The sequence below is a fragment of the Pseudomonas sp. NKUCC02_KPG genome, from assembly GCF_019345465.1.
GTDB lineage: Bacteria > Pseudomonadota > Gammaproteobacteria > Pseudomonadales > Pseudomonadaceae > Aquipseudomonas.
The window spans coordinates 34,200-60,168 of sequence record NZ_JAHKRC010000021.1; the positions used below are offsets into that span (position 1 = coordinate 34,200).

The following is a 25,969-nucleotide window of genomic DNA, read 5'->3' on the forward strand; positions in this document are numbered from 1 at the left end:
TTCCTTAATTACAATGACTCGCATTTAGATTCGCCATTCTAAAGAGCGTCATTGCAGCGGATCGCCTGACTTTGTATTGCCAGTGCATGAAAACAGCACCCACAACATTCCATTACATTTAGCCCGGCTGCGCGCCGTGGAATCGGCTATTTGTGCGCCCCTCCCCGGCTCAATGTTCATCTGACTCAAGGCGTCTGTACTGCCCATGTCCAAGCAAGATCATGTGTTAATCGTCGATGACGACCCCGACATCCGCCAGTTGCTGGCCGACTATCTGCGCGACGCGGGTTATCAGGCGTCCACCGCCTGCGATGGCAAGGAAATGCGCCGCCGTCTGGAATTGAGCGTTATCGACCTGATCGTGCTCGATCTGATGCTGCCCGGCGAAGACGGCCTGAGCCTGTGCCGCACGCTGCGCGGCAGCTCCAATATCCCGGTGATCATGCTGACCGCACGCGCCAGCCTGATAGACCGTATCGTGGGCCTGGAGATCGGCGCGGATGACTATCTGCCCAAGCCCTTCGACCCCCGGGAGTTGCTGGTACGCATCAAAGTGGTGTTGCGCCGGGCGCAGAGTTTTCCGCAGCGTGCCCGGGTCGATGAGGCCACTTATGTGCGCTTTGATGAGTGGCGGCTCGACACCCGCGCCCGGCAAGTGCTGTCCGCCGACGGTCTGGTGATCAGCCTGGGAAACTCCGACTACCGCGTGCTGCGCTTGCTGTTGCAGCACCCCAACCGTCCGTTGAGCCGGGACTTTTTGCTCAACCATGTGTTCGACAAGGACAGCACGCCCTTCGACCGATCCATTGATGTCTGCGTCAGCCGTTTGCGCCAGCAATTGGCGCCCGGCCTGATCAAAACCGTGCGCAATGAGGGCTATATGCTCACCTCGGCCTGCGTGACGAGCGAGTCATGACCCTGTTGCCCCGCACCCTCTATGGGAGGCTGGTGGTGATTCTGGTCAGCGGCATGCTGGCAGCCCAAGTGCTGACCAGCAGCATCTGGTATGACGTGCGCCACAGCCAGGTACTGGAAATCCCCACGCGCCTGATCGCCAGTCGCCTGGCCGATATTGTCCGCATGGCAACGACCGATCCCCGGCGCACCGGGCTTTTGCTGCAAAGCTTGAGCACCCCCGCCTTCAACCTTGAACTGCGTAATGCCCCCAGTGCCGAACGTGCGCCGCTCACGGCCCAGGATCGGGCAACCGAGTCGTTGCTGCGCAGCCTGATCGATGAAAAGACGGCAACGCAAACACCCTTGAACCTGCTCAACCTGACCCTGCTCGACAATCAGGGGCACAAGGCCGGGATCGATACGCTGTTCGGTTCAAGCCCCGCCGCCGGTCAATTTACCCTTGAGCTGCGCCTGGCCGATGGCCGCTGGCTGCATGTACAAGCCCGCGAGGATCAGGGCTGGACCAGCCTGGCGCCGGCGGATGTGATGATCGATTACTTTCTGCGCATCTATCTGGTGCGGATCATCGTAGTGGCCATCATTGTCTTGCTGGCGGTGCGCCTGGCCGTTCGCCCGCTCAATCAACTGGCACAGGCTGCCCAGGCGCTGGGCCAGGACATCCGGCGCCAGCCGCTGCCCATCAAGGGGCCGGTGGAAGTGCAACGTGCCGCCCAGGCGTTCAACCTGATGCAACAACGCCTGCTGGCCAGTCTGGCCGAGCGCACGCGTTTTCTGGCGGCGGTGTCCCACGACTTGCGCTCGCCCATCACACGCCTGCGACTGCGCACCGAGATGCTCGACAACGAGCCGCTCAAGGAGCGTTTTCGCAAAGACCTGACCGATATGGAGGGGCTGGTGTCCACCACCCTGGACTTCGTCAGCAGCGGTGAAATCAACGAGCCCCGCCAGAGCATCGATATCAACGCATTGCTGCAAAGCCTTCAGGCCGACCTGCAGGATGTGGGTGAACACATCGCCCTCACCGGCCGGGCTGCCCGACCGCTCTCGGGTTATGCCCGCAGCCTGAAACGCTGCGTCCAGAACCTGCTGGAAAATGCCGTGCGGTATGCCCGTGACGTGCACGTGATCGTCGACGAGCAGCCCGCCAGCCTGACCATCACGGTCAGGGACAGCGGCCTGGGGATTGCGCCCGAACAGCTGACCCAGGTTATGGAGCCGTTCTATCGCCTTGAGTCATCGCGCAACAGCAGCACCGGTGGCTATGGCCTGGGGCTGAGCATCGCCCAGACCGTCGCGGCGGCCCACGGTGGAACACTGGAACTGCACAATCGACCCGACGGCGGGCTGGATGCCGTGCTCAGGTTTGAACACGAAGGGTAATGCCTTTCGACACAAAAAACGGAGTCCCTATCAGATCTGAATTGCGCTTTGTTTGATCAAATAATCTTTGGCACCATGCATGACCTCACCGAGGAGCAAATCAGCCATGCCAAACATCCAGTTCGATCGAATTGTCGACCTCAGCCATCTGATTACTACCCATATCCCCGTCTGGCCCGATGATCCACCCACCACCTTTACTCCCCAGGCCTCACTGCAGGAACACGGTTATTACCTGCGCAGCTTCAGCATGGGCGAGCACAGCGCAACCCACATGAACGCCCCGAGCAGTTTTTTTCCCCAGGCAATGGGCATCGACGGCTATCGACCCGAGGCCCTTGTGCGCCCGGCCGTGGTCATTGATGTTCAGGCCCCGGCCCGTGACAACCCGGACCATGTCATCAGTATTCAGGACATTGAGCAGTGGGAAGTCGACAACGGCCTCATCGAAGCCGGCTCGGTGGTGCTGTTTCATACCGGCTGGCAATCGCGCTGGTCGCAACCCGTGCGATTTTTCAATGGCGATGAGCAAGGCCTGCACTTTCCTGGCGTCGGTGCCGATGCCAGCCGTTTTTTGCTTGAGCAACGCGCCATCGCCGGGATAGGGATCGACACCCACGGTGTAGATCCCGGCCAGGAAACATCCTTTGCCTGCAACCGGCTAGTACTGGCGCGCAACGGCATAATTCTGGAGTGCCTGAACAATCTTGACCAGTTACCGCCAACCGGCATTACGCTGGTTATCGGCGTGCTTCGCCTGCAGGCGGGCTCCGGGTCGCCAGCCAGCGTGCTGGCGTTTGTCCGCTGAGACCTTAATCAAAGAAGCCCAACCGACCATCGGCACAAGGAATACCTTTCGACTTTCGTATACCATATCTTTTTTACCAGTGAACGATGACGACCGTGGCCCACCCAAAATTCAATGCTCCCGACCTGGGCAACTCACCGTCCACCTCGGAAATCATCACCCTGCATCTGCGCGATGCCATCGTCGCCGGGCACTTTGCCGAGGATGAGCCGATTCGCCAGGACGAAATCGCCCGCCAGTTCAATGTCAGCAAGATTCCTGTACGCGAAGCCCTCAAGCGTCTGGAGGCTGAAGGCCTGGTGATGTTCCAGCGTAATCGCGGGGCCATGGTCACGCGGATTTCCGAGGCCGAGCTGGCCCAGATGTTTGAAGTGCGCATGCTGCTCGAAGACAAATTGCTGCGCCTGGCCATCCCCAACATGACCGCGGACACCTTCGCTCGCGCCGAACGCATCTGTAAGGAGTTTGTCGGCGAGGATGACGTGGGTCGCTGGGCCGAGCTCAACTGGGAACTTCACGCCTGCCTCTACGAGCCGGCGCAGCGGCCCTTCATGATCAGCCTGATCCGCTCGGTCAACGACAAACTTGAACGCTACCTGCGTATCCAGATGAGTTTGTCGGCAGGCAAGCACCGCGCAGATCACGAACACCGGGAGATACTCGATGCTTGCCGCGCCGGTGATGTGGAGCGGGCCGTCGGGCTGCTGGATGAACATATCGCCGGGGTGTGCAAAACCCTGTTCGAGCATTTGCCGCAAAGCCACTGAGCCCGCAATCAACGCTATTTTCTACTCGGATTCGTTGCGACTGACGAGCCGTCCATCAGACCGGAGATTTTGTCACCCCTAGTTGGCCCAAGGATGGAACGCAAATACTCACCCTATTTTGCCTGAAGGAATAATGCCTGGCGTTGCCCCAGGATTCTTTCTGATGACATGGAGCGTTCATGTACCAAAACAAACCCGGATTTAAAGACACTCCGGACTCGCTACCCATTCCAGCGTTTGACGACAGCCAAGAAAAAGCCGAGGCGGCGCAGGCGGCTTGGGCCAGAGCGGTGGCCGCGAACGAAAAGAACGACCGGGACACCGATGAACGCTGGGAAGCGGCCCAGAGAAAGGTAGAGGGCAAGCAGGCGGGCTACGTTTTTGCGAAGTCCTGCGCACTGCCCGATGGCGTCACGAACCACCAAGGTTTTATACCGGTGGAGTCGCTGAAACAGTACGGAACTTACGCGGTGCTCGGCTCGGGCAGCGCGATGACGGCAGGCGCCACAGCCCTGGAGTGGATTGGCGGTTTCGCCAGTGCTACGGCCCTGGCCAGTCGCCTGGGCGGAACCCTTGCGGCGGTGGTGCCCGCCAACCTGTCAATCGTTGTGGCGGCGCTGATGCCGAACACGACCTCGCCCGACAGTGCGTTCTATTCGTCCGCGCAATATGCCGAGTTGACCCAGGGCAATACGCGGGCACGGGTAACGGTTAAACACCTGCCCGACGGCTCGGTCGACCTGTACGGGTTTTACACCGGGGGCCAATCGCAATGGCAGAACGTCCCGGTGATCAAAGCTGAGCCACGTGGCGAGCAACTGGTGGCGGATTTCGGCGGTGGCATAGAAATCATCTGGACCCCGGCCGCAGACCCCAACGCCGTGCTGGGGATACCGGCGCTCAAAGGGGTCACGCTGAAGCCTGCCGTGTGGGTGTATCCACCGGGCGAGAAAGCTGACCAGATCCTGATTAACCCCGAGTACCCACCGGATTATCAGGACGCGATTATCTGGTTTCCGAGTCAGCCGCAAATCGCGCCAATATACCTGTCATTAAGTGTGCGCCATGTTCCTGGTGTGGTGACAGGCAGCGGGCAGGACGTATCAGGAATCTGGCTAGCTGGGGCGGACACCGGACCAGGCGCACCGATTCCAACATGCATTGCCGATAGACTCCGAGGTCGCAAGTTCTCTAGCTTCGACAAATTCCGGGCGGCATTTTGGGAGGAAGTTGCGAATGATCCAGAATTGAGTGCGCAGTTTGTAAAGCGTAACCGCAATCGTATGCGTGAAGGTTACGCACCAAATGCTCGGGAACGGGATACCGTCGGAAAGAGAAATACTTTCGAACTGCACCATGTCGAGCGCATCACGGACGGAGGGCCTGTTTATGACGTGGACAACTTACGAGTCAATACTCCAAAAAACCATATTGAGAATCACAGGTAAGTGCCCCCATGAGCAAGACAATTTCTGATTATACCGAAGCGCAGTTCATCGAGTTTTTGGATGAGCTATTTGAAGCAAACGATAATGGTGCATCCGATGAAAAACTGGGGGAGTTTCTTGACAAGTTCAGACAGCTCACAGGGCATCCTGACGGTACTGACCTGATTTACTACCCAGAAGAAGGAGCTGATGATTCTGCCGAAGGGATTACCCGGACAGTTAAGGAATGGCGAGCAGCCAATGGTCTACCCGGCTTCAAAGAATGAATTCTCCCCGCACACCAGAACTCTGAGTTCTCGCGTGCGGGAAATTTTTTCCGAGGTAAAAAAGCGCCAAGTACATCTGCTCCCATTTGGTGGAGGATTTTTGGCGGTGGCATAGAAATCATCTGGACCCCGGCCGCAGCCCCCCAATGTTGTTCACTTAAACGTTTTCAGCCTCTGTGGGAGCGGGCTTGCTCGCGATGGTCTTCAGAACGCCGGATTGACTCACTCAATACGCGTCATCGTTAACGACCCTCGCGAGCAAGCCCGCTCCCACACTCGAGCAGCGTTGCTCTCAAGTGAACAGCACTAGAACAGGCTGCGCACCCGGCTGCAGGACTTGAGCCTTACTTTGCAACCACCGGCTGCCTCATGACCTGAAGCTTGACCACCGCCGAGCGCGACTTGCGCAAGTCGAGCCGGACAGGCTTCCTGTGTTTGCCACTGTCGAGGCTGAACATTGAAATGATGGTGAACAACAAGGCCGAGCTGCCCAGCACGATATAGGTATGCCGGAAGCCGAAGACTTCGTACATGTGCCCTGCCAGCGGTGAAATGAACGTCGCCCCTACCCCCTTGGCAAACACAAACCCCACCATGTAAATCGTTGCCGACAAGCGTGTACCGAAGACATCCTCGATGTACTTGAACATACCGATAAACACCAGTGGCACTTCCAGGGCATGGAGCATCTTCAACGCCACCATTTCATACGGCGTGGTTGCGAGCCCCGAACCGGTAATGCGCAGCCACATCACCAGCCCCGCAATGATCAGGGCATTTTTGCCACCGATACGGTTCAGCACGCCAGGGATCAGGAACATGCCCAATGCAACCATGCACTCCGTCAGCGTGGTGACAAACCCGAACACTTGCATGCCCTGCTGCGGCGATTCGAAGAAACCACGGAAGTAGTTCACAAACTGCTGGTCGAAAATGTCGTACAGGCATGCGACTCCGACGACGTAGAGCACCAGAAACCAGAAACGCCGATCCAGCAACAGGCTCCCGATGGCGGCATAGGAAACCGGTGGCGTTTTCTCGGCGCCATCCCCTGTCGGCACAACACCCAGGCACGGCTTGATCCGGTAGACGAGCACGGCCATCAGCACCGCACAGAGCGAGCCCAGCCAGAAAATGGATTCGGGACTGGTGCTGATCAGCATCCCGGAAATCGCCGCCGAGAAACCGAAACCAATGGCACCGAACATTCGCACCCGACCATAGGGGATACGGTTGGCCCGGCAGGCTTTTTCGATGTACACCTCCAACGCCCCGCCGCCAGCGGCGAAGGTAATCCCCAGGTACACGCCGCCCACCAGTGCCGCCAGCATCAGGTGGGTACGCAGCAGCGGCGCAAAGACCCAGTTCATGAAGGGTGCCAGCAAAATCAGCAGGCCGATGACCACACACAGCAGGTGCTTGCGATGATCCAGACGATCACTCAGCACGCCAAAGAGCGGCTGGAACAGCATTGCAAAGACCGCCTGGGAGCCGAACATCAAGCCGATGGCGCCAGCATCCAGCGTGCCGACATCTCCCAGCCACACCGCAAGAAAAGGCGCCGTACCGCCCGTGATGAAGTAGTAGAAAAAGAAGATCATGCCGTATTTGAAAAACGGCAGAACCCCGCCAATTGCAGTTCCGAGCGTCACGTTCATAGGTCCACCCTGGACTCATTGTTTTTATGGACAAACGTGCCGAGAGTGCTCACTTGCGCGAGCGTGAGCGCCAGCCCCGGCGGATCTGTTGATCGCGCAGGAACTGGCCGCCCGTCAAGGCCGTTTGACGGGTACTTCGGGTAGAATTTCAGGCCAAGACAGCAGGTTTCCTGCGCTTAACCCAAGTGCGGCAACCAGCCTTCGTGGGCCTCGATCAAATCGTCAACCATGGTCGCGATTTCGTCGAGGCTCAGTTCTGCCGCCGCGTGGGGATCAAGCATCACGGCTTGTTTGACATGCTCACGACGACCGCTGGCCAGGGCTTCCACGGTCAGGAGCTGAACATTGATATTGGTTTGCATCAACGCGGCAAGACCTACCGGCAGATGACCTACACGGGTAGGTTGAATACCGTTGTGGTCAACCACACAGGGCACCTCTACGCAGGCATTATCAGGCAGATTGCTGATCAATCCGGCGTTCATCACGTTGCCGTTGATCACGGTCGGAATACCCGTGAGTTCGGCCTCGATGATTTTTGAAGCGTATTCGTGGCTGCGGCACACCTTGAGCCCTTCACCGTTGATCAGCGCCTGCTCCTGCACGCCCCACTCGCTGATCTGCTCCTCGCAGCGGCGCAGGTATTCATCAAGCGGGATATTGAACTGCTCGATCAGGTCCGGGCGATGGCGCTTGATAAACCACGGCACGTACTCGGCCAGATGCTCGGAAGACTCGGTCGCAAAATGGCCGAAGTGCTTGAACACCTCATAACGCACCCGGTTCCAGTCCGGGACCTTTCCTTCATCAAGCACGGCGCGGATACGCGGGTAAAGATCTTCGACGCTGCCATCGGCCAACAGGCGCTCGAACGAGGTATAGAACGACATGTGATTGATGCCGGCGCAGCGATAGCGGATTTCTTCGATCGGTACACCGATGTCCAGGGATAGCTCCTTTGCCGTGCCCTGCACGGAATGGCACAGCCCCACCGTACGCACCTGGGGAACGAAGCGATTGAGCGCCATGCAGTTAATGGCCATCGGGTTGACGTATTGCAGCATCAGGGCACCGGGGCAGAGTTCGCCCATGTCCTTGGCGATGTCCACCAGTACCGGGGCGGTACGCAAGCCACGCATGATGCCGCCGATGCCTAGGGTGTCGCCGATGGTCTGGCGCAGGCCGAAGCGCCTGGGGATCTCGAAATCGGTCACGGTACCCGGTTTGTAGCCTGCGACCTGAATCATCGTGACCACATAATCGGCCCCTTCCAGTGCTCGACGGCGATCGGTCGTCACCTCGAACACGGGTGACACACCCAGGGTCTCGGCGATCTTGCCCGCCACCATCTTCGAGGTTTCCAGGCGATGCAGATCGATATCCATCAACGCAAAATGCGCATTGCGCAACAGCTCGACGTGCAACAGATCGCCCAGCACGTTTTTCATGAATACCGTGGAGCCGGCACCTATCAGGGCAATCTTCGTGGTCTTGAAAGTCATCTGCTTATCCTTGTTCTATTCGCAGTGGACACAGGTAAAAAAATATCAGAGCATCACCGCAGTCCATGCCTGTAGAGGCTGCCTGGGAACCGCTTGATTCCTATGGTAGGAGGCGACCCACCCCCTGAATAGACGAGTTTTATGCGATGACGGGTAAATCTGTGCTCAGCGAGATGATGGCAAGAGGGCCGTCAACCACGGTCATTTCACTGCCCCGCGGCAGGCATCAACTGCACACCATGCCCACCAACGCCGGTTACGACCGGGCGCAGGACACCTCCTATTGCTGGGACGGGCGCAGGCGTGGGGACACCCCGTTTGTGATCTTGCAGCACACCCTCGCGGGCGAAGGCAATTTGCGCTTCGAAGGCCGCCACCACCGCCTCCATGCCGGGGACACCATGTTGCTGCTGGTGCCCCACGACCATTGCTACTGGCTGGAGGAAGGCAACAGCTGGGAGTTCTTCTGGATTGCCATGTACGGCAAGGAGGCGCTGCGCCTGCAACGGGCACTGCTGGCAGAGCGCGGGCCGGTGCTACAACTGAGCAACCAGACCATTGAAGCCCTGGCCACCACCATTGATACCTTGGTCCACACCCCGGAACTCACCGCAGGCCGGGCATCTGCCCTGGCCTATGACGCCCTGATGCTGCTCCATGATGATTTGAGCGTTCAGGACTGCACCCTGCCTACCCGTGGCTCAGGTGTGGTCGCGACTATCCAGAATCATGTGCATGCCTGCCTGAAAACGGGGCCGGACAAACACGCCCACCCCACCGCCACGGACGAACTGGACGTAGCCAGTCTCGCCCGCCTTGCTGGCTTGAGCCGCGCCCATTTCTCCCGGGTGTTCACCCGTACGACCGGCATGTCCCCGGCAGAGTATGTATTGCACGAACGCATGAAACGCGCGGCGCACCTTCTTGAAATGACCGACCTGTCGATCAAGGCAGTGTCATTGTCCGTGGGGATCGGCGACCCTAATTATTTTTCCAAGCTGTTCCGCCGTGCGTTCTCCCTGTCCCCCAGCGAGTTTCGCTTGAGCGGCTTTTACGTCAACAACCTGGGCACACCCTGACGGGGTGCGCTCGGCTGCTTGGTAGTCGCAAACCCTGGCCGCCTGCCCCCCACAAATGTTTCCTTTCGGGGCATTGCCTGCAGCCATGCTCCCTTCTGTAACACCGCCCCACCCCACAGCACCCCAACGGCTCAAGCCATCAGCGCCTCGCAAACCCGAAATCACCGCCTGCGCACTATTTACGTGCCTGTAGGAAAAATCGGCACACGATTTGCTAAACAAATATCGTATACGAAATCCTCAAATCGATATTCAACAGCACTTCAACGACTCCGAGGCTTCCATGAAAAACCCCGTACTTGCCGTAGCCCTCAGCGCTGTTCTAAGTAGTTCCTTTATCGCCACGGCCCAGGCCGACAAGCTCGACGACATCATTGGATCGGGCAAACTGCGCTGCGCCGTCACCCTGGACTTCCCACCGATGGGCTCGCGTGATGCATCCAACAAGCCGGTAGGCTTCGATGTGGACTACTGCAACGATCTGGCGAAAGTGCTCGGAGTCGATGCCGAAATCGTTGAAACCCCCTTCCCTGACCGTATCCCGGCGCTGGTCTCCGGCCGTGCCGACGTGATCGTGGCCTCTACCTCGGACACCCTGGAACGTGCAAAAACCGTTGGCCTGAGCATCCCTTACTTCGCCTTCCAGATGGTGGTGCTGACCCGCGACGATACCGGCATCAACAACTTCGACGATCTCAAGGGCAAGGCCGTGGGCAATACCAGCGGCACCTATGAAGCCATCGCCCTGGAAAAAGACGTGAAGAGCTGGGGCAGCGGATCGTTCCGTGCCTATCAGTCGCAAAACGACACCCTGCTGGCCGTTGCCCAGGGCCATATCGAAGCCACCGTCGTCACCAACACCGTGGCCGCGGCGACCATTAAATCTGGCAAGTACAAAAACCTGAAAGTCGCCGGCAACGCACCTTACGTGGTTGATTACGTGTCCCTGGGCGCCAAGCGCAGCGAGTACGGCCTGCTCAATTACCTGAACCTGTTCGTCAACCAGCAAGTACGCACCGGTCGCTACAAGGATCTGTGGGTCAAGTGGGTCGGCACCGAGATTCCACCGGCTGATCTGACCGTACCTCACGTTTACTACTGAGGTATTCAGCATGTCCGGGATTACTTCTCTCTGCGGTCGCAGCCTGGTTGATGGCGCAGCGGTCGGCCCACTGCTCTACGCCGATGTCGGCCTGAGTTTCTGGGGCGGCGTCGACCCGTTCAGCGGTGAGGTGATCGACCGTCACCACCCGCTCAGTGGCGAATGCCTGGCGGGCCGGGTGCTGGCGATTCCCAGCGGGCGCGGCTCCTGCACCGGTAGCAGCGTGCTGATGGAGCTGATCAGCAATGGTCATGCCCCCGCAGCCCTGGTGCTGGCTGAGGCCGATGAGATTCTGACCCTTGGCGTGCTGGTCGCCCAGACCCTGTTCGAACGCTCCCTGCCGGTGCTCTGCATCGGCAGCGAAGCCTTTGCCGGCTTGCAGCGCAAGGCGTTCGCCAGTGTCAACGGCACACACCTGAGCCTGTTTGATACAGCGCCTGACTACACCGCAACAACATCGTTCAGCGATACACCCACTGCAGACCCAGGCACCGAAATCGAGCTGACCGAGCACGATCGGGCACTGCTCGATGGCAGCTACGGCAAGGCCGCCCAGGTCGCGATGCAAATCGTTTTGCGCATGGCGCAATTGCAAGGGGCCGCACAACTGATCGACATCACCCAGGCGCATATCGACGGCTGCATCTATACCGGGCCTGCCAGCCTGCGCTTTGCCCAACAACTGGTTGAATGGGGCGCCCGGGTCCGGGTGCCCACTACCCTCAATTCGATTTCCGTAGACCAGCGCCGCTGGCGTGAACTGGGTATCGACCCTGTACTCGGCGTACCGGCCAGTGCTCTGGGCGATGCCTATATGGCCATGGGTGCGCAGCTGAGTTTCACCTGCGCGCCTTATCTGCTGGACACCGCGCCCAAGGAGGGCGAGCAGATCGTCTGGGCCGAGTCCAACGCGGTGGTGTACGCCAACAGCGTGCTCGGCGCACGCACACTCAAATACCCCGATTATCTGGATATCTGCATTGCCCTCACCGGCCGTGCGCCGTTGATTGGCTGCCATCTGGAGAGTCAGCGCAAAGCCCGTTTACACGTTCAGGTGCCGCAACTGGCTGACCTCGACGACTCTTTCTATCCCCTGCTCGGTTATCACATCGGTGCCCTGGCCGGGAGCCGTATCCCGTTGGTGTCGGGGCTGGAACACCATCACCCGGACCGGGACGATCTCAAGGCATTCGGTGCGGCCTTTGCCACCACCAGCGCGGCGCCTTTGTTTCATATTGCCGGGGTAACACCTGAAGCGTTGAATCCGGCACAGGTCCTGGATCAAGCACTGGCGGTGATCACGATCAATGTGCAGGACCTGCTGCTCAGCTGGCAGGAACTCAACAGTGCCCGTGATTCCAGAGTGGATGTGGTCTCCCTGGGCAACCCGCACTTTTCCCTGACCGAGTTCGCTCATTTGGCGCGCCTGTGCCAGGGCCGGCATCGCCACCCTGATGTGGTACTGGCGATCACCTGTGGCCGTGCCGTACTGGAGCAGGCACGCGAAGCCGGGCATATCGCCGTACTCGAAGCCTTCGGCGTCACGCTGGTCACTGATACCTGCTGGTGCATGCTGGGTGAGCCGGTGATCCCGCCGTCCGCCAGGAACCTGATGACCAATTCGGGCAAATACGCCCACTACGCACCCGGCCTTGTGGGGCGCAAGGTTCACTTCGCCAGCCTCGCCGAGTGTGTGGATGCGGCGTGCAGTGCCACGGCCAGCGGTCGCTTGCCGCTGTGGCTGCAAACCGCTGCCTCACTGGAGAACTACGCCCATGTTTGACTACACCTTCCAATGGCGATCGGCAATGCGCGCCTTGCCGGACATGCTCGCAGGTGCCCTGGTCACCTTTGAGACCGCTGCACTGTCGATGATCTTCGGCGTGGTGATCGCCCTGGCGCTGACCGTGATGCGCGAAACCAGGAACCCGTGGTTGCGCGGCATCGGCAATACCTGGGTATCCATTGCCCGCAACACCCCGTCGCTGTTTCAAATCTATATTTTGTACTTCGGCCTGGGCTCCATGGGCCTGCATGTCAGTTCATGGGTGGCCCTGCTGGCCGGGATCACGTTCAACAACGCCGGCTACCTGGCCGAAAACTTCCGTGGCGGCCTCAAAGCCGTGCCCGAAACCCAGGTCCGTGCTGCCCGCTCCCTGGGCATGAGTGCATTCCAGACCTACCGCATGATCGTCGTCCCGCAGCTGCTGCGCATTGTGTTCTACCCGCTGACCAACCAGATGGTCTGGGCTGTACTGATGACGTCCCTGGGCGTGATCGTGGGCCTGAACAATGACCTCACCGGCGTGACCCAGGACTACAACGTCAAAACGTTCCGCACCTTCGAATACTTCGCCATGGCCGCGGTGCTGTATTACCTGATTGCCAAAGCAATCGTTGCAGTAGCCCGGCTGTTGGCCTGGCGACTGTTTCGTTACTGAGGACTGACCCATGTTTTCAACCAGTTTTACCTGGAACGACTTTTTGTTTTTGCTGGACGGGGCCTGGGTCACCCTGCAACTGACCACCTGGGCGATTTTGCTGGGCACTGTTGCAGGACTGCTGTTCGGCCTGATGCGCGCCTTGCTGCCGCGGGCCAGTCTGCCGCTGGCCTGGGTGCTGGACGTGTTTCGCAGCGTACCGTTGCTGATCCAGTTTGTGCTGTTCAACTCGCTCAAGAGCATTGTCGGCCTGAACATCAGCGCCTTCACCGTCGGCTGCATCGTGCTTGGTGTCTACGCTGCCGCGTACTTTACCGAGATCGTGCGCAGCGGCGTGCTCGCCGTGCCATTTACCACACGCCGGGCCAGCCGCTCCCTGGGCCTGAGCTACTTGCAGGACCTGCGCTATATCGTGCTGCCCATCGCCATGCGGGTGGCCTTCCCCGGCTGGCTCAACCTGGTGCTCAGTGTGATGAAAGACACCGCCCTGGTGATGTGGATCGGCATTGTTGAACTGTTGCGTGCCTCGCAAATCGTCGTCACCCGCATCCAGGAACCGATGCTGGTGCTGTGCATCGCAGGCCTTATCTATTACGTCATGAGCCTGGTGGTTGCCCGCCTTGGCGCTCGCCTGGAAAAAAGGTGGCAAGAAAATGATTGAGATCGTCAACGTACACAAATCCTTCGGCGACCTTGAAGTGGTCAAGGGCGTGAGCCTGACCGTGAACAAGGGCGAAGTGGTTTCGATTATCGGCGGTTCCGGCTCCGGCAAGTCGACCCTGCTGATGTGCATCAACGGTCTGGAACCGATCCAGAAGGGCCATATCCGCGTCGATGGCATCGAAGTCCATGACCGCGCCACTAACCTCAACCACCTGCGGCAGAAAATCGGCATCGTGTTCCAGCAATGGAACGCCTTCCCGCACCTCACCGTGCTCGAAAACGTGATGCTTGCACCGCGCAAGGTGCTCGGCAAAAGCAAGGCCGAAGCCGAGGCCCTGGCGGTGCAGCAACTGACCCATGTGGGCCTTGGCGACAAGCTCAAGGCCTTCCCCGGCAAGCTGTCCGGCGGTCAGCAACAGCGCATGGCCATTGCCCGTGCCCTGGCCATGTCGCCGGACTACATGCTGTTTGACGAAGCCACCTCGGCCCTCGACCCGCAACTGGTCGGCGAAGTGCTGGACACCATGCGCATGCTCGCCGAAGACGGCATGACCATGGTCCTGGTGACCCATGAAATCCGTTTTGCGCGGGATGTATCCGACCGTGTGGCGTTCTTTCGCAACGGCCTGGTGCACGAAATCGGCTCACCCGATCAAGTCATCGGCAACCCGGTGCACGCGGAAACGGCGGCCTTCCTCAAGTCGGTCAAATAACCCCCAGTCACTGTGGGCGCGGGCATGCTCGCGACAAGGCCCACCTCAACACAACAGGAGCAAGCCATGCGGTCATCGAAAATCGTTCATGTGGTCAGTTGTCACGCCGAGGGAGAGGTTGGCGACGTGATTGTAGGTGGCGTGGCCCCGCCGCCGGGTGCCACCGTGTGGGAACAGTCGCGGTGGATTGCCCAGGACGAAACCCTGCGCAACTTCGTCCTCAACGAACCCCGTGGCGGCGTGTTCCGCCACGTCAACCTGCTGGTTCCGGCCAAGGATCCACGGGCACAAATGGCCTGGATCATCATGGAGCCGGCCGACACGCCGCCGATGTCGGGCTCCAACTCGATATGCGTCTCCACGGTGTTGCTCGACAGCGGCATTTTGCCGATGACCGAACCGCAAACCCGACTGGTGCTCGAAGCCCCGGGCGGACTGATCGAAGCCGTGGCCGATTGCCGGGACGGCAAGGTGCAACGGGTCGAGATCAAGAACGTACCGTCATTCGCGGACCGTCTGGATGCCTGGATCGAAGTTGAAGGCCTTGGCTCGCTCAAGGTCGACACCGCCTATGGCGGCGACAGTTTCGTACTCGCCGATGCCCGGGAACTGGGGTTTTCGATCAGCCCGGACGAAGCGAAAGACATCGTTGAAATCGGCTTGAAAATCACCCGTGCGGCCAACGAGCAACTGGGCTTTGTCCACCCGCTGAACCCCGACTGGTCGCATATCTCCTTTTGCCAGATTGCAGCCCCCGTGGAGTACCAGAACGGGATTGCCAGTGGTGCCAACGCAGTGGTGATCCGTCCGGGCAAGATCGATCGTTCGCCCTGCGGCACCGGCTGCTCGGCGCGCATGGCGGTATTGCAGGCCAAGGGCGTGCTCAAGGTGGGTGATCGCTTTATCGGGCGCTCGATCATCGGTTCCGAGTTCCATTGCCGCATCGACTCCATGACCGAAGTCGCCGGACGCACCGCGATCTACCCGTGCATCTCTGGCCGGGCCTGGATCACCGGCACCCATCAGTTACTGCTGGACCCAAGCGACCCGTGGCCACAGGGCTATCGCCTGTCGGACACCTGGTCGGGTGCGTAACCCCCCCACAGCGCTGATACGAAGGCCTTTTTTTGAATTTAATCGTATACGAAATACCATCAATATAACCGGAGGCAACAAACAATGAGCAAGCGCATCAACTGGAGTGGCGTCTTCCCTGCGGTGACCACTCAATTCAACGATGACTTCACCATCAACCTGGACAAGACCCACCAGGTGATTTCCAACGTTATTCGCGACGGCGTCTCGGGCCTGGTGGTGTGCGGATCGGTGGGGGAAAACACCTCGTTGACCGCCGAAGAAAAAATCGCCGTGACCGAGGTCGCGGTGGATGCCTCTCGCGGTCGTGTACCGGTGATCTGTGGCGTGGCCGAGTTCACCAGCGTGCAAGCCGCCAAGGTGGCCAATGCCGTGCGCAAGGTCGGGGTCGACGGGGTGATGTTGATGCCCGCGCTGGTCTACGGCTCAAAGCCTTTTGAAACGGCCGAACATTATCGTTACGTGGCCAAAAACGCCGACGTTCCGCTTATGGTCTACAACAACCCGCCGATCTACAAAAATGACGTTACCCCTGAAATCCTGATTTCCCTCGCTGATTGCGACAACGTGGTGTGCTTCAAGGACTCCTCGGGCGACACCCGGCGCTTTATCGACATTCGCAATGAAGTCGGCGACCGTTTTGTGCTGTTTGCAGGCCTTGACGACGTGGTGCTCGAAAGCATCGCCGTGGGTGCCGAGGGTTGGGTATCGGGGATGTCCAACGTATTCCCCAAAGAAGGCGAAACCATCTTCCGCCTGGCCAAGGCCGGGCGCTTTGCCGAGGCCATGCCGATCTATGAGTGGTTGATGCCGATTTTGCACCTGGACGCCCGCGCCGACCTGGTGCAGTGCATCAAGTTGTGTGAGGCCATTGCCGGTCGCGGCAGCGCCTTGACCCGCCCACCGCGCCTGGCCCTGCCCCGGGAAGACCGTGAATTTGTCGAGCGGATCATGGCCAAGGCCCTGGCCAACCGTCCGCAGTTGCCCGATGTCGGCTTGTAGCCGGTGAGGCGTTCCGTAGTCGCTGTCGAGTAGAACGAGGCTACGATCGGCGGCGTAGCGGTCGTAAACCGGCGCACGGGGTATGCCTGACTAACCGTGGGAACCGATTTTATGACGGCTTCGCCGCCGATCGCAGCCTCGCACGGCTCGTCAGCGACTACAGATTCGTCACCAACTCCGTGCTGTAGTCGCTGCGATCGAGAGGGTTTCACCGCCCGCACAATGTCCTCAATTCAACAATGCCCGCAGATCGTTGTACAACGCCTGCGGGATCTGCACCCCTTCCACCTGGCTTCGCGCCCGCGCATCGTAACGGCGTTGCGACGGTAAACGGGCGCCCTGCCCTTCGATACTTTCAAACAACACTTCTGCCCGTGCCAGATGCTGCTCGGTTGCAGCCCCCAGAAAGCGCTGCGGATCGAACGCGATAATCAACTCGCCATGGTATGGCGACGACTTGCTGCCCGCGTCGTAAGCCAAGGATTCGGCACTGGTCAAATCTCCGATCAAGGGCCCGGCAATCAATTCCACCATCGCAGCCAGCGCAGACCCCTTGTGCCCGCCGAACGTCAGCATCGCGCCCGTATCCAGCACGACATTGGCGTCGGTGCTCGGCCGCCCCTCAGCGTCAACGCCCCAGCCTTCAGGTATCGACTTGCCTGCCCGGCGATGCAACTCGATGTCGCCACGGGCAATCGCACTGGTGGCAAAGTCAAAGACAAAAGGATCACGGCCCGCCCGTGGCCAGCCAAACGCAATCGGGTTGGTGCCAAAGACCGGCTGGCTGCCGCCGGCAGGCGCAACCCAGGCATGGCTCGGGTTGCAGGCCAATGCCACCAGACCGGCCGCCGTCAATTGTTCGATCTCTACCCACAGTGCCGAAAAATGCACACACCGATTGATCGCCAACGCCGCAATACCGTTAGCCCGGGTTTTGTCCTGCAGTAACGGCAGACCCGCCTGGAAGGCCAACTGGGAAAAACCGCCCCCCGCATCCACCCGCACAATCGAAGGCGCCTGATCGATCACGCGCGGCACGGCGTCGGCCGAGACCTTGCCCGCGCGCAGCGAATTGACACAGCCCAGCACCCGGTACAAGCCGTGAGAGGCGCAACCATCACGCTCCCCGGCCAGCACCGTTTCACTCACCGCGCGGGCATGGGCCGGATTGAAACCGTTATGCAACAAGATCGATTCGGCCAGCTCGTAAGCCTGGGCCAGGGTCAGTCGGATCATGATCAGCTCCTTGAACAGACCTTACAGACTGGCCCATTGCAGGCCCTGCGGCTTGATCGAATCAAGCCACTGACATGACGAATTCAGCACAGACAGGGCCATGAAAATGAGCGCAGACAGACTCGATCAGCGCAGCATCCTTTATCGGGTCCAGCCCCGGATATGGCTGGCCGTTGTAGCTCCCCGCATAGGTCAGTACCGCCTCAATGCTGCCGCCGTCCCGGTACAGCGTGCGCATGAGCTGGCATTCCTGATCCTTGCTGTCGGTTGTACGCAACGCGTAGTGCAGCGCCAACGCGGTGCCCAGTTCCAGGGCGCTGCTGTCGATCCCGTGTTTTTTGGCCAGGTCGATACTGCGAAAAATCCGCTCGTTACGTTGCAGTTTACGCAGCGGGTCACGCCCTACACGGGCGCAGGGATCCTTGAAGGAGGTGTTGCAACGCTCCAGAAAGGTAGCCGAAAAGCCGGCCACGGCGTCCGCCATATGGGGGTTTTCGGCCACCAGGGCCGGGCCGACAGCCTCGCCGATCAAGCGCCGGGCCAACGCACTCACACGGGGATCGCCCATGCCCTGTCCCAACCACGAATACCCGAGCAGGCTGGCGTACCAGGCAATGATCGCGTGGGGACCATTCCACAGCAGGTTCTTGATCACCTGGGTCTGGGTGATGTCGTCCACCGTCTTCACCTGGCGCAATCGTTCAAGCAGGTTGCTGCACCGCTGCGCATACAGGGGCATGTCCGGCTCGCTGTTGAACAGGATCAGGTGCAACTGGCTCAGGGCGTTACTGGACTGGGCAAAAGGTCGAAAGCGACTGATCAGGCGCTCATATTCGGGCACCGGTGTGCGGGTTTCGGCCTTCGGGGTATCGACCTCGTCAATCAAGCTGTTCTGGAATATCTTCGACTTGATCCGCAACTGGCGCACCAGGGCTTCGTTGGACAATTTGGAGACGATGCGACTGACGACTGTCTCGACGAAATGGGTGTTGTCCAGTATCTGTTGGCACAGCTGGGGGGAAACCAGCAGCTCCAGTTGCGCCTGCACATGCCGGCGCACAAAGTCGGCTCCGCCGACCTTGTTCAGCACGATCAGGATCGTCAGCTCCCGGCCCCGTCGTTCGTAGCGACGGATAAGGCCCTTGGCAATCACCCCCGCCTGCTTGCGGATCGCCGTTTCCGGAAGGCTCAGCCCGACAATTTCCGCCACGTCGTACATACGGATCACCGCTTCGGCGTCGTCCATGTCGATCATGTTGAGGTTGTCGATGGTCTGGTCGAAGGACGTGGCGGTATAGCGCACGCTGAAGCGGCCAAACGCCTGGATGGTCTCGCGCAGCATCCGTGAGCGGGTGGCGGCGATGATCTCGCAGGGGCGCGTGTAGCCATCCCAATGGGAGAAGATTTGCGTCAGGTAGCCACCTCCCATCGCGCCAAAACCATGAATCCCGGCACTGAACTGGTTGAGTGTCGGCGGGAAGCTCTCGGTCAGCGCCGGGGTGCCCAGGTCGGGCATGCACTCATTCAGATCACCCAGAAAACCGTGCATGGTCTGGTACGCCATGAGTGCTCCGGCCTTGACCTCGGGTGCCGGAGGCTTGATGTCTTCGATCAGGATCGGTTGCCCGTCGGCACGTATCGCCGACAGCAGGCCGTTCTCCGAATCCTCCAGCATCAGGCAATGCTGTGGCAGGCAATTCAGGGCACTGGCCGCCTTGAGGAATATCTCGGGGTGGGGTTTGCCCTGACTGACTTCATCGCCACACACCGTGACGTCGAAATACTTGAGCACGTTGGCATTGATCAGGTATTCCTCGGCGATGGCCCGGCGACTCGACGTGGCCACGGCCATGGTCAGACCGTACTTGCGCAAACGCTCCAGCACTTCCAGCAGGCCGTCCTTGATCGGCACACCCTGATTGCGCACATGGGCCAGTTCAAGCTCATCGGCACGCTGGCGGACTTGCGCATACGGGAAGTCTTGGCCGTGATTGGCCTTGGCCAGCGCCTCGGCTTTTTTGGCGCTCAAGCCCAGTGACCCCATCAGTGTTTCTTCACTGAGCGGCGTGCCGTGAATCTCGATGGCTGCCTGTTTGAGTGTTTTAAAGCGCAAGCGCTCGGTGTCAAACATGGTGCCGTCCATATCGAAGATGGCACTGAAAATTCGTTTACCCTGAAAATAAATCATGAGCACAGCTCCTTGTAAGGCGAGACTTTTGGCTTCGCTCGCTGAAACGCTTCGAATCAAAAAGTGGTTTCAAATACAAATGCCGGGCAGCAGGACGCACCATTGAAAGCGGGGCGTGAGCGCACCGGAACGGCGAGTGGTCAGCAATAATCAGGTGGAGGGACGTAACAATGGTGCCAGTTGGCGCAGCTGCCCGCAAAGCAGGGCCTGAGCAGAGGTAATGCGGTGTGTGCAAGAAGGCGGGAAACAAACCCTGTGACTGCATGATTGCAGCATTTGACGTGAGGCCCACAACTCGCAATCAGGGATGCGAAGTGTGAGCCGAACCGGCGATTGATACGTGTGATTCCATCCATAAGGGCGTTGAAATTTCCTGTAATGCGATTGGATACCCTTTTAGCTATAACCCATGTAGCGCGTCTAAATCAAGGTTGGCGTCAGTTCGCAAGGGGGCTGATGCCATTGCGAGCCCCCTCTGCGCCTGCTCCACGATTGCCTCACTAAAAATCGATTTCGCTGTCTGAAACAACGGTAATCGTGCCCCGGTACGTACTGCCCGAATGAGCATCCAGCATGCTTTGCATCGGATCCCGCGGGATTTCAAAGTGTAATTTTGCCTGGCCGTTATCCACGTAAAAACTGGGGGAATACACCGCAGGCGTCGTGCTCAACTGTTGGCGTTCCACTGGGCGATCCGAGGCATCGCGCAAGCCATTTGGCAGTGTCAGTCGAGTTTCGACTGCCACCGTATGACCCGCTGGGTTTTGTATCCCGCACTGAGTGCCCATCAGGTATTCACATTGCAGCGTCATGCTGAACGGGGTAGACGACGAAAGACTGAAACCCTGATCAGCAAAGAGCCTTTGCGGCCGACGCCCCTGGTTCAACCATTGCTGCCAGCCGCCGGCGGGGTTGAGCACGACCCGAAGACTGTTGGCCGGGAACTGGAACCTGAGGGTATGTTGAACCTCCAGGCTGAAATTGAAGGTGACACTATTATCGGTGGGAAGAAGGTTGTCACCAAAGTCGAAGTCCTCGCCCGGGCCGGCCGTATAAGTGATGGAGCCGCTATAAGTACCCGTTTCCATTCTCAATGGATCCGGGGCAGTCATCAGGTAAGACACACTGATATTGTCAAACTTCAGCCAGTCAATCTCATACGCAGGAGGAAAGCCGCAAGACACAGGCTGCGGGGTAAACCAGAAGAAATTGGAGAATGTGGTACCCGCATACATCCCCGCTCCCCTTGGGCATGCCACTGGTGAGTTCCATCCCCACGGTCGCCCGCCCCAAAGCAAGCTGTGAGCGTAATTATGTTCTGCTGTTGGCATACCGATAATCAGCCTGGCGTCACGGGTTCGGATGGTTGCGCTCAGGGCCGAAATGGAAAAAAACACCTCGGCCACCTGCCCCGACGCGCTAACCACTTGCACGGGCCTCGGTTCGGCAGGGACCTTGAACATCGCACCGTCCCGAACATTGGCGTGGTTGGCCAGAATCGGCGTCTGCGATATCGCCTGGAACCCACCAAAACCGATGCTGAAATACCCCCGTGGAATGCATGTGCCGGGATACGTGGCGCAAATACCAGAATTGGGCGTGGTGTTTTTAAACTGGTTGACTTGCGGATTGGCCGGATCAGGGTTGAAAACAGCCGTGATATTGGTTGTCAACGCCTGGGTTTGAGGCGCTGAAAACCCTGTCAGAAGAGCAAGACAACTACAAAGTAGCCATCTTGCAAGTATAGGTACTGTGAGCTTTTTTTTGGCAGATAGGCGCATGGGCAGACTTTGACTCGGGTTAAAGGGCGTCTATCTATAAAGCGACTAAACATTGCGTTTACTTAAATGGCCTGCACAACAAAAACGTCACACCCCCACGAACGGGCCGGATGGCGGGTTTGATGATCAGGGCCTGGCGCAGCGAATCAATAATTGATTTCACTGTCCGAGATAACCGTGATGGTGCCTCTGTACGTGCTGCCCGAATGATCATTGAGCATGCTTTGCATCTGATCCTGGGCCACTTCAAAGTGCAGTTTCGCTTGACCGTTATCCACGTAGAAACTGGGGGAATAGACGGCAGGCGTTGTGCTTAGCAGTTGGCGGTTCACCGGTTGATCCGAGGCGTCGCGCAAGCCATTTGGCAGTGTCAGCCGAGTTTCAACCGCCACCGTATGACCCGTTGGGTTTCGTATCCCGCACAGGGTGCCCACCAGGTATTCGCATTGCAGTGCCATGCTGAACGGGGTGGACGACGAGATGTTGAAACCCTGATCAGCCCAGAGCCTTTGCGGCCGACGCCCCTGGTTCAACCATTGCTGCCAGCCGCCGCCAGGGATCAGTTCAATACGACTGCTGTTGGCCGGAAACTGAAACCTGAGGGTGTGTTGAACGTCCAGGGTGAAATTGAGGGTGACACTGTTGTCGGTAGGGAGCAGATTGTCGCCAAAATCGAAGTCCCCGCCCGGCCCCACCGAATAGGTGATCGAGCCGCGATAAGTGCCTGTTTCCATTCGCAGGGGATCAGGAGAGGTCATCAGGTACGACACGCTGATATTGGACATTATCAGACTGTCGATCTCATACGCCTGAGAAACGCCACAGGGTACGGGCTGAGGGGTAAACCAAAAGAAATTGGCGCCCGTATAAGAAGGTCCCATCGCAGGCCCCCGCGGGCAAGCCGCTGGCGAACTCCAGCCCCACTGGAACCCGCCCCAAAGATGGCTCTGAGCGGTAGTTGCACTGTTTGTCGGTATGCCTGTCATCAGCCTGACGTCACGGGTCCAGTTGGTTCCACCCAGGGCCGAAATGGAAAACTGCACCTGCGCCACCTGCCCACGGGAGTTGGTCACTTGAACGGATCTCGGTTCGGCCGGGACCTTGAACATCGCACCGTCTCTGACATTGGCATGGTTAGCCAGAATCGGTCTCTGCGAACGTGCCTCGAGATTACGTAAACCGATGCTGAAGTAACCTCTGGGAATACATATGCTGGGGTAGCTGGCGCAAATACCGGAATTGGGCGTGGTGTTTTTGAACTGGTTGACCTGAGGGTTGCCCGGATCGGGGTTGAAAACAGCAGTGATTTCAGCCGTCAATGCTTGAGCATGGGGGGCAAAAAACACTGTCAGAAAGAGCAGAAACCCACACAATAAAAAGCTTGCCAATGCACCAGCGGGTGACTGCACTTTATTACATGTTTTCATGGTAGAAGACGCAAAATTTGCCGAGGGGGCGCTCATTCAACTCGCGCAAGCAATAAGTGTCTATCTAATTATAACACAAATTATGCCAACAATAAAGACTTGGCTGCACACTACGAGCCTGGCAAATGCATCACAAAGGTGCGTTTCTCAGCGGATCTGTATGATGGCGCGTTTGTTAGACAGGCATCGCTGACACGCCTGTCCATCGTTCAGGAGTTGTGCATGAAAAGGCTTTACCGCACGTTCAACCAGACTGGGGCCGATCCGCGGTTCCGGTTCGGTTTGCTCAGCCTAGGCGTGCTGCTGGGCAGCGCCATGCCTGCGGCACACGCAGCCCGAACCGAACTGCCTGCCACTGCCGTCACCGCCGAGGATAACGGGGCTTACCAGGCAGACAACGCCTGGGTGGGTGGTTTTGAGGCGGCGCCATTGCTCGATACCCCCGCAGCGATCTCGGTGTTTACCGATGCGTTGATTGAAGATCAACAAGCCCGCCTGCTCAGTGATGTGCTGAAAAATGATGCCTCAGTGGGCGAGAGCTATGCCCCGGTCGGCTATTACGAAAATTTCGTGGTGCGCGGTTTCTCGCTCAATTCGGCCAACAGCTACAAGATCAATGGCCGCACCATCACCGGCGAACAAAATGTCGGGCTGGAAAACAAGCAGCAGGTGGAGTTGCTCAAAGGGCTTTCGGGCTTGCAAAGCGGGGTTTCGGAGCCCGGCGGTGTGGTCAATTACGTGACCAAGCGCGCAGCCGATGTGCGTTCGGTCACTGTCTCGACCGACGACCGTGGCAGCGGTTATCTGGCCGCCGACGTGGGTGGCTGGTTCGGTAGCGAACAGCAGTTCGGCCTGCGCGCCAACGTCGCCCACGAAGATATTCACTCCTGGGTCGAACACGCCAATGGCCAGCGTGATTTTGCATCCGTGGCATTCGACTGGAACATCAGCCCCGATGCCCTGCTGCAACTGGACGTGGAGTATCAAAACAAGGAGCAGCGTTCGGTTCCGGGCTATCAATTGCTCGGCGGCACCGAGCTGCCACACCACGCCTCACCGAAAAAACTGCTGGCACACCAGAGCGGCTCCAAGCCGGTGACCATTGATTCACTCAATATCAACGGCAACTTTGAGTACCGCTTCAGTGACAGCTGGAAGGGTAGCCTCAGCGCATCACGCAGCAAGGTGGTGATTGACGATTACAGTTCGTTTGCCTGGGGCTGCTATGGCTCCGCCAGTTGCTCCAGCGCGCCAGTACCCAACTACTTCAGCCCTGAAGGCAATTACGACATCTACGACTTCCGAAGCCCCGACGATACCCGGCGCAACGATGAAGTTCAGGCAGCACTTAGCGGCAAGTTTGATACCGCCAGCATCGGCCACGAGCTGACAGTGGGCACCAGTGCCTTTCGACGCGTGGTCGATCAGCGCGAGCTGATCAACGAGATGATCGGCACCGGCAACATTGATACCGAACCCGAGCAATTTGCGCGCTACCAGGGTCCCGTCAACGACAGCTATCGCCGTCTGGACAGCCGCCAGTACGGAGTGTTTTTCAATGACCTGATCAGCTTTAACGAGCAGTGGCAGACCATGATCGGCGGGCGCGAAGTGCGTCTGGACGAAAGGACTTTCGACAGCAATGGCGACACCACCCGACACACCCAACGCTATGAGTTCCTGCCCCAGGCCGCGCTGATCTACAAACCGGTGCAAAACATGACGCTGTATACGCGCTACAGCAAGGGCCTGTCCCTGGGCGCGGAAGCGCCGTGGTTTGCAACGAATCGATATCAAATCCTGCCCCCCACCGTATCGCGGCAGATCGAAGCCGGGATCAAGTATGACTGGCAGCGCATCAGCCTGAGCGCCACGCTGTTTCAGATCCGTCAGGCATACCAGTACTCCGAGCCCCAGAGCGACGGCTCATTCATCTTCGTGCAACAGGGGCAACAAAAGAACACCGGGCTGGAGCTGGCAGCCAACGGCTGGGCCAGCGAACGCCTGCAGGTGGGTGCGAGTGTGGCGGTGATCCGGTCACGGGTCACGGGCAGCGGCACACCGGACTATGAGGGCCATCAAACCATCAACGTCCCTACCCTGCGTGCCAGCCTTCATGGTGACTACGCCCTGCCCTGGATCGATGGCCTGGCACTGCTCGGCGGCGTTCAATACAGCGGCAAGAAATACGCCAGTCAATTGGGTCAGACCCAGGCTGATGCTTACGCTATTTTCAATATCGGCAGCCGCTACAGCACCCGTATCGACGGTTACGACACCGTCTTTCGCCTGACGGTCGATAACCTGTTCGACAAGCGCTACTGGCGGGATGTAGGGGAATACATGGGCGACAACTATGTGTTCCAGGGGGCGCCGCTGACGGCAAGACTGAGTGCTTCGATCAATTTCTAGGGTTTGGCTTCGTTAGTCCCGGATTTAGACCCTGCCCGACTTTTTGTGGGCGTTGACGAACCGTGCGAGGCTACGTTCGAGCG

21 protein-coding genes are annotated in these 25,969 nt (G+C 58.8%); 15 read left to right on the plus strand and 6 right to left on the minus strand.

Translation table 11 applies throughout. The features are described from left to right. The first annotated feature begins 205 nt into the window (after positions 1 to 205). The 6 genes from KO536_RS22605 to KO536_RS22630 all read left to right on the plus strand — a co-directional run bounded on the left by KO536_RS22605 (position 206) and on the right by KO536_RS22630 (position 5,587). Positions 206 to 916: a response regulator gene (locus KO536_RS22605; RefSeq protein WP_133076845.1), complete on the plus strand. Its 711-nt coding sequence runs from the start codon at positions 206 to 208 to the stop codon at positions 914 to 916. Then, positions 913 to 2,298: an ATP-binding protein gene (locus KO536_RS22610; protein WP_219263035.1), complete on the plus strand. Its 1,386-nt coding sequence runs from the start codon at positions 913 to 915 to the stop codon at positions 2,296 to 2,298. Before KO536_RS22605 ends, KO536_RS22610 begins: the two co-directional genes overlap by 4 nt. Positions 2,299 to 2,404: 106 nt before the next feature. Beyond that, entirely contained in the window at positions 2,405 to 3,106 is a 702-nt protein-coding gene (locus tag KO536_RS22615; RefSeq protein WP_219263036.1) for a cyclase family protein, read from the plus strand. 86 nt (positions 3,107 to 3,192) lie between these two features. Continuing rightward, a complete protein-coding gene (locus KO536_RS22620; RefSeq protein WP_133076847.1) occupies positions 3,193 to 3,873 on the plus strand; it encodes a GntR family transcriptional regulator in 681 nt (226 codons plus the stop codon). Positions 3,874 to 4,052: 179 nt separating this feature from the next. Further along, a complete protein-coding gene (locus KO536_RS22625; protein WP_219263037.1) occupies positions 4,053 to 5,321 on the plus strand; it encodes an S-type pyocin domain-containing protein in 1,269 nt (422 codons plus the stop codon). A gap of 8 nt (positions 5,322 to 5,329) precedes the next feature. Then, positions 5,330 to 5,587, plus strand: coding sequence for a bacteriocin immunity protein (locus KO536_RS22630; RefSeq protein WP_219263038.1), 258 nt, complete (start codon positions 5,330 to 5,332; stop codon positions 5,585 to 5,587). A gap of 344 nt (positions 5,588 to 5,931) precedes the next feature. Here the strand turns inward: KO536_RS22630 and KO536_RS22635 are convergent, their stop codons facing one another. Both KO536_RS22635 and KO536_RS22640 read right to left on the minus strand, forming a co-directional pair. Beyond that, entirely contained in the window at positions 5,932 to 7,245 is a 1,314-nt protein-coding gene (locus tag KO536_RS22635) for an oligosaccharide MFS transporter (protein ID WP_219263040.1), read from the minus strand. Positions 7,246 to 7,421: 176 nt separating this feature from the next. Next, positions 7,422 to 8,747 (minus strand): alpha-glucosidase/alpha-galactosidase, encoded by a 1,326-nt coding sequence (locus KO536_RS22640; RefSeq protein ID WP_133076849.1) that lies wholly within the window; start codon positions 8,745 to 8,747, stop codon positions 7,422 to 7,424. Positions 8,748 to 8,893: 146 nt separating this feature from the next. Here KO536_RS22640 and KO536_RS22645 point away from each other — a divergent pair, with 146 nt between their 5' ends. The 8 genes from KO536_RS22645 (at position 8,894) to KO536_RS22680 (ending at position 16,842) form a co-directional block, all read left to right on the plus strand. Next, entirely contained in the window at positions 8,894 to 9,826 is a 933-nt protein-coding gene (locus KO536_RS22645) for an AraC family transcriptional regulator (protein WP_219263041.1), read from the plus strand. Between the two features lie 283 nt (positions 9,827 to 10,109). Next, positions 10,110 to 10,928, plus strand: a complete 819-nt coding sequence (locus KO536_RS22650; protein ID WP_133076851.1) for a transporter substrate-binding domain-containing protein — start codon at positions 10,110 to 10,112, stop codon at positions 10,926 to 10,928. A 10-nt stretch (positions 10,929 to 10,938) separates the two neighbouring features. Beyond that, positions 10,939 to 12,711, plus strand: a complete 1,773-nt coding sequence (locus KO536_RS22655; protein WP_219263042.1) for an aconitase X — start codon at positions 10,939 to 10,941, stop codon at positions 12,709 to 12,711. Then, positions 12,704 to 13,369 (plus strand): amino acid ABC transporter permease, encoded by a 666-nt coding sequence (locus KO536_RS22660; protein WP_133076853.1) that lies wholly within the window; start codon positions 12,704 to 12,706, stop codon positions 13,367 to 13,369. Before KO536_RS22655 ends, KO536_RS22660 begins: the two co-directional genes overlap by 8 nt. 10 nt (positions 13,370 to 13,379) lie before the next feature. Further along, on the plus strand, positions 13,380 to 14,030 hold the full coding sequence (locus KO536_RS22665) for an amino acid ABC transporter permease (protein WP_133076854.1): 651 nt from the start codon (positions 13,380 to 13,382) through the stop codon (positions 14,028 to 14,030). Then, entirely contained in the window at positions 14,023 to 14,745 is a 723-nt protein-coding gene (locus tag KO536_RS22670; protein ID WP_133076855.1) for an amino acid ABC transporter ATP-binding protein, read from the plus strand. Before KO536_RS22665 ends, KO536_RS22670 begins: the two co-directional genes overlap by 8 nt. Positions 14,746 to 14,811: 66 nt before the next feature. Next, the gene (locus KO536_RS22675) at positions 14,812 to 15,840 is read left to right on the plus strand and encodes a proline racemase family protein (RefSeq protein WP_219263043.1); all 1,029 of its coding nucleotides are present in this window, start codon (positions 14,812 to 14,814) and stop codon (positions 15,838 to 15,840) included. A gap of 84 nt (positions 15,841 to 15,924) precedes the next feature. Continuing rightward, positions 15,925 to 16,842: a dihydrodipicolinate synthase family protein gene (locus tag KO536_RS22680; RefSeq protein ID WP_019827259.1), complete on the plus strand. Its 918-nt coding sequence runs from the start codon at positions 15,925 to 15,927 to the stop codon at positions 16,840 to 16,842. Between the two features lie 228 nt (positions 16,843 to 17,070). Here the strand turns inward: KO536_RS22680 and KO536_RS22685 are convergent, their stop codons facing one another. The 4 genes from KO536_RS22685 to KO536_RS24370 all read right to left on the minus strand — a co-directional run bounded on the left by KO536_RS22685 (position 17,071) and on the right by KO536_RS24370 (position 23,510). After that, positions 17,071 to 18,078 carry an Ldh family oxidoreductase gene (locus KO536_RS22685; RefSeq protein ID WP_219263044.1) on the minus strand — a complete coding sequence of 336 codons (1,008 nt, stop codon included), beginning with the start codon at positions 18,076 to 18,078 and terminating at the stop codon, positions 17,071 to 17,073. A 61-nt stretch (positions 18,079 to 18,139) separates the two neighbouring features. Next, positions 18,140 to 20,266, minus strand: a complete 2,127-nt coding sequence (gene mtlD / locus KO536_RS22690) for a bifunctional mannitol-1-phosphate dehydrogenase/phosphatase (RefSeq protein ID WP_219263049.1) — start codon at positions 20,264 to 20,266, stop codon at positions 18,140 to 18,142. Positions 20,267 to 20,766: 500 nt separating this feature from the next. Next, a complete protein-coding gene (locus KO536_RS24365; RefSeq protein WP_257623053.1) occupies positions 20,767 to 22,047 on the minus strand; it encodes a hypothetical protein in 1,281 nt (426 codons plus the stop codon). A 146-nt stretch (positions 22,048 to 22,193) separates the two neighbouring features. After that, on the minus strand, positions 22,194 to 23,510 hold the full coding sequence (locus KO536_RS24370; RefSeq protein ID WP_257623054.1) for a hypothetical protein: 1,317 nt from the start codon (positions 23,508 to 23,510) through the stop codon (positions 22,194 to 22,196). A gap of 186 nt (positions 23,511 to 23,696) precedes the next feature. On the opposite strand from KO536_RS24370, the gene KO536_RS22705 reads away from it, so the two are divergent. Continuing rightward, positions 23,697 to 25,886 carry a TonB-dependent siderophore receptor gene (locus KO536_RS22705; protein ID WP_219263050.1) on the plus strand — a complete coding sequence of 730 codons (2,190 nt, stop codon included), beginning with the start codon at positions 23,697 to 23,699 and terminating at the stop codon, positions 25,884 to 25,886. The last annotated feature ends 83 nt before the right edge of the window (positions 25,887 to 25,969 follow it).

Coding starts and splice junctions, on each gene's coding strand:
- KO536_RS22680 (WP_019827259.1), top strand. CDS start 15,925: ATGAGCAAGCGCATCAACTGGAGTGGCGTCTTCCCTGCGGTGACCACT.
- KO536_RS22635 (WP_219263040.1), bottom strand. CDS start 7,245: ATGAACGTGACGCTCGGAACTGCAATTGGCGGGGTTCTGCCGTTTTTC.
- mtlD (WP_219263049.1), bottom strand. CDS start 20,266: ATGATTTATTTTCAGGGTAAACGAATTTTCAGTGCCATCTTCGATATG.
- KO536_RS22605 (WP_133076845.1), top strand. CDS start 206: ATGTCCAAGCAAGATCATGTGTTAATCGTCGATGACGACCCCGACATC.
- KO536_RS22615 (WP_219263036.1), top strand. CDS start 2,405: ATGCCAAACATCCAGTTCGATCGAATTGTCGACCTCAGCCATCTGATT.
- KO536_RS22610 (WP_219263035.1), top strand. CDS start 913: ATGACCCTGTTGCCCCGCACCCTCTATGGGAGGCTGGTGGTGATTCTG.
- KO536_RS22665 (WP_133076854.1), top strand. CDS start 13,380: ATGTTTTCAACCAGTTTTACCTGGAACGACTTTTTGTTTTTGCTGGAC.
- KO536_RS22630 (WP_219263038.1), top strand. CDS start 5,330: ATGAGCAAGACAATTTCTGATTATACCGAAGCGCAGTTCATCGAGTTT.
- KO536_RS24365 (WP_257623053.1), bottom strand. CDS start 22,047: ATGCGCCTATCTGCCAAAAAAAAGCTCACAGTACCTATACTTGCAAGA.
- KO536_RS22705 (WP_219263050.1), top strand. CDS start 23,697: ATGAAAAGGCTTTACCGCACGTTCAACCAGACTGGGGCCGATCCGCGG.
- KO536_RS22620 (WP_133076847.1), top strand. CDS start 3,193: ATGACGACCGTGGCCCACCCAAAATTCAATGCTCCCGACCTGGGCAAC.
- KO536_RS22675 (WP_219263043.1), top strand. CDS start 14,812: ATGCGGTCATCGAAAATCGTTCATGTGGTCAGTTGTCACGCCGAGGGA.
- KO536_RS22670 (WP_133076855.1), top strand. CDS start 14,023: ATGATTGAGATCGTCAACGTACACAAATCCTTCGGCGACCTTGAAGTG.
- KO536_RS22655 (WP_219263042.1), top strand. CDS start 10,939: ATGTCCGGGATTACTTCTCTCTGCGGTCGCAGCCTGGTTGATGGCGCA.
- KO536_RS22660 (WP_133076853.1), top strand. CDS start 12,704: ATGTTTGACTACACCTTCCAATGGCGATCGGCAATGCGCGCCTTGCCG.
- KO536_RS22640 (WP_133076849.1), bottom strand. CDS start 8,747: ATGACTTTCAAGACCACGAAGATTGCCCTGATAGGTGCCGGCTCCACG.
- KO536_RS24370 (WP_257623054.1), bottom strand. CDS start 23,510: ATGAGCGCCCCCTCGGCAAATTTTGCGTCTTCTACCATGAAAACATGT.
- KO536_RS22645 (WP_219263041.1), top strand. CDS start 8,894: ATGACGGGTAAATCTGTGCTCAGCGAGATGATGGCAAGAGGGCCGTCA.
- KO536_RS22625 (WP_219263037.1), top strand. CDS start 4,053: ATGTACCAAAACAAACCCGGATTTAAAGACACTCCGGACTCGCTACCC.
- KO536_RS22650 (WP_133076851.1), top strand. CDS start 10,110: ATGAAAAACCCCGTACTTGCCGTAGCCCTCAGCGCTGTTCTAAGTAGT.
- KO536_RS22685 (WP_219263044.1), bottom strand. CDS start 18,078: ATGATCCGACTGACCCTGGCCCAGGCTTACGAGCTGGCCGAATCGATC.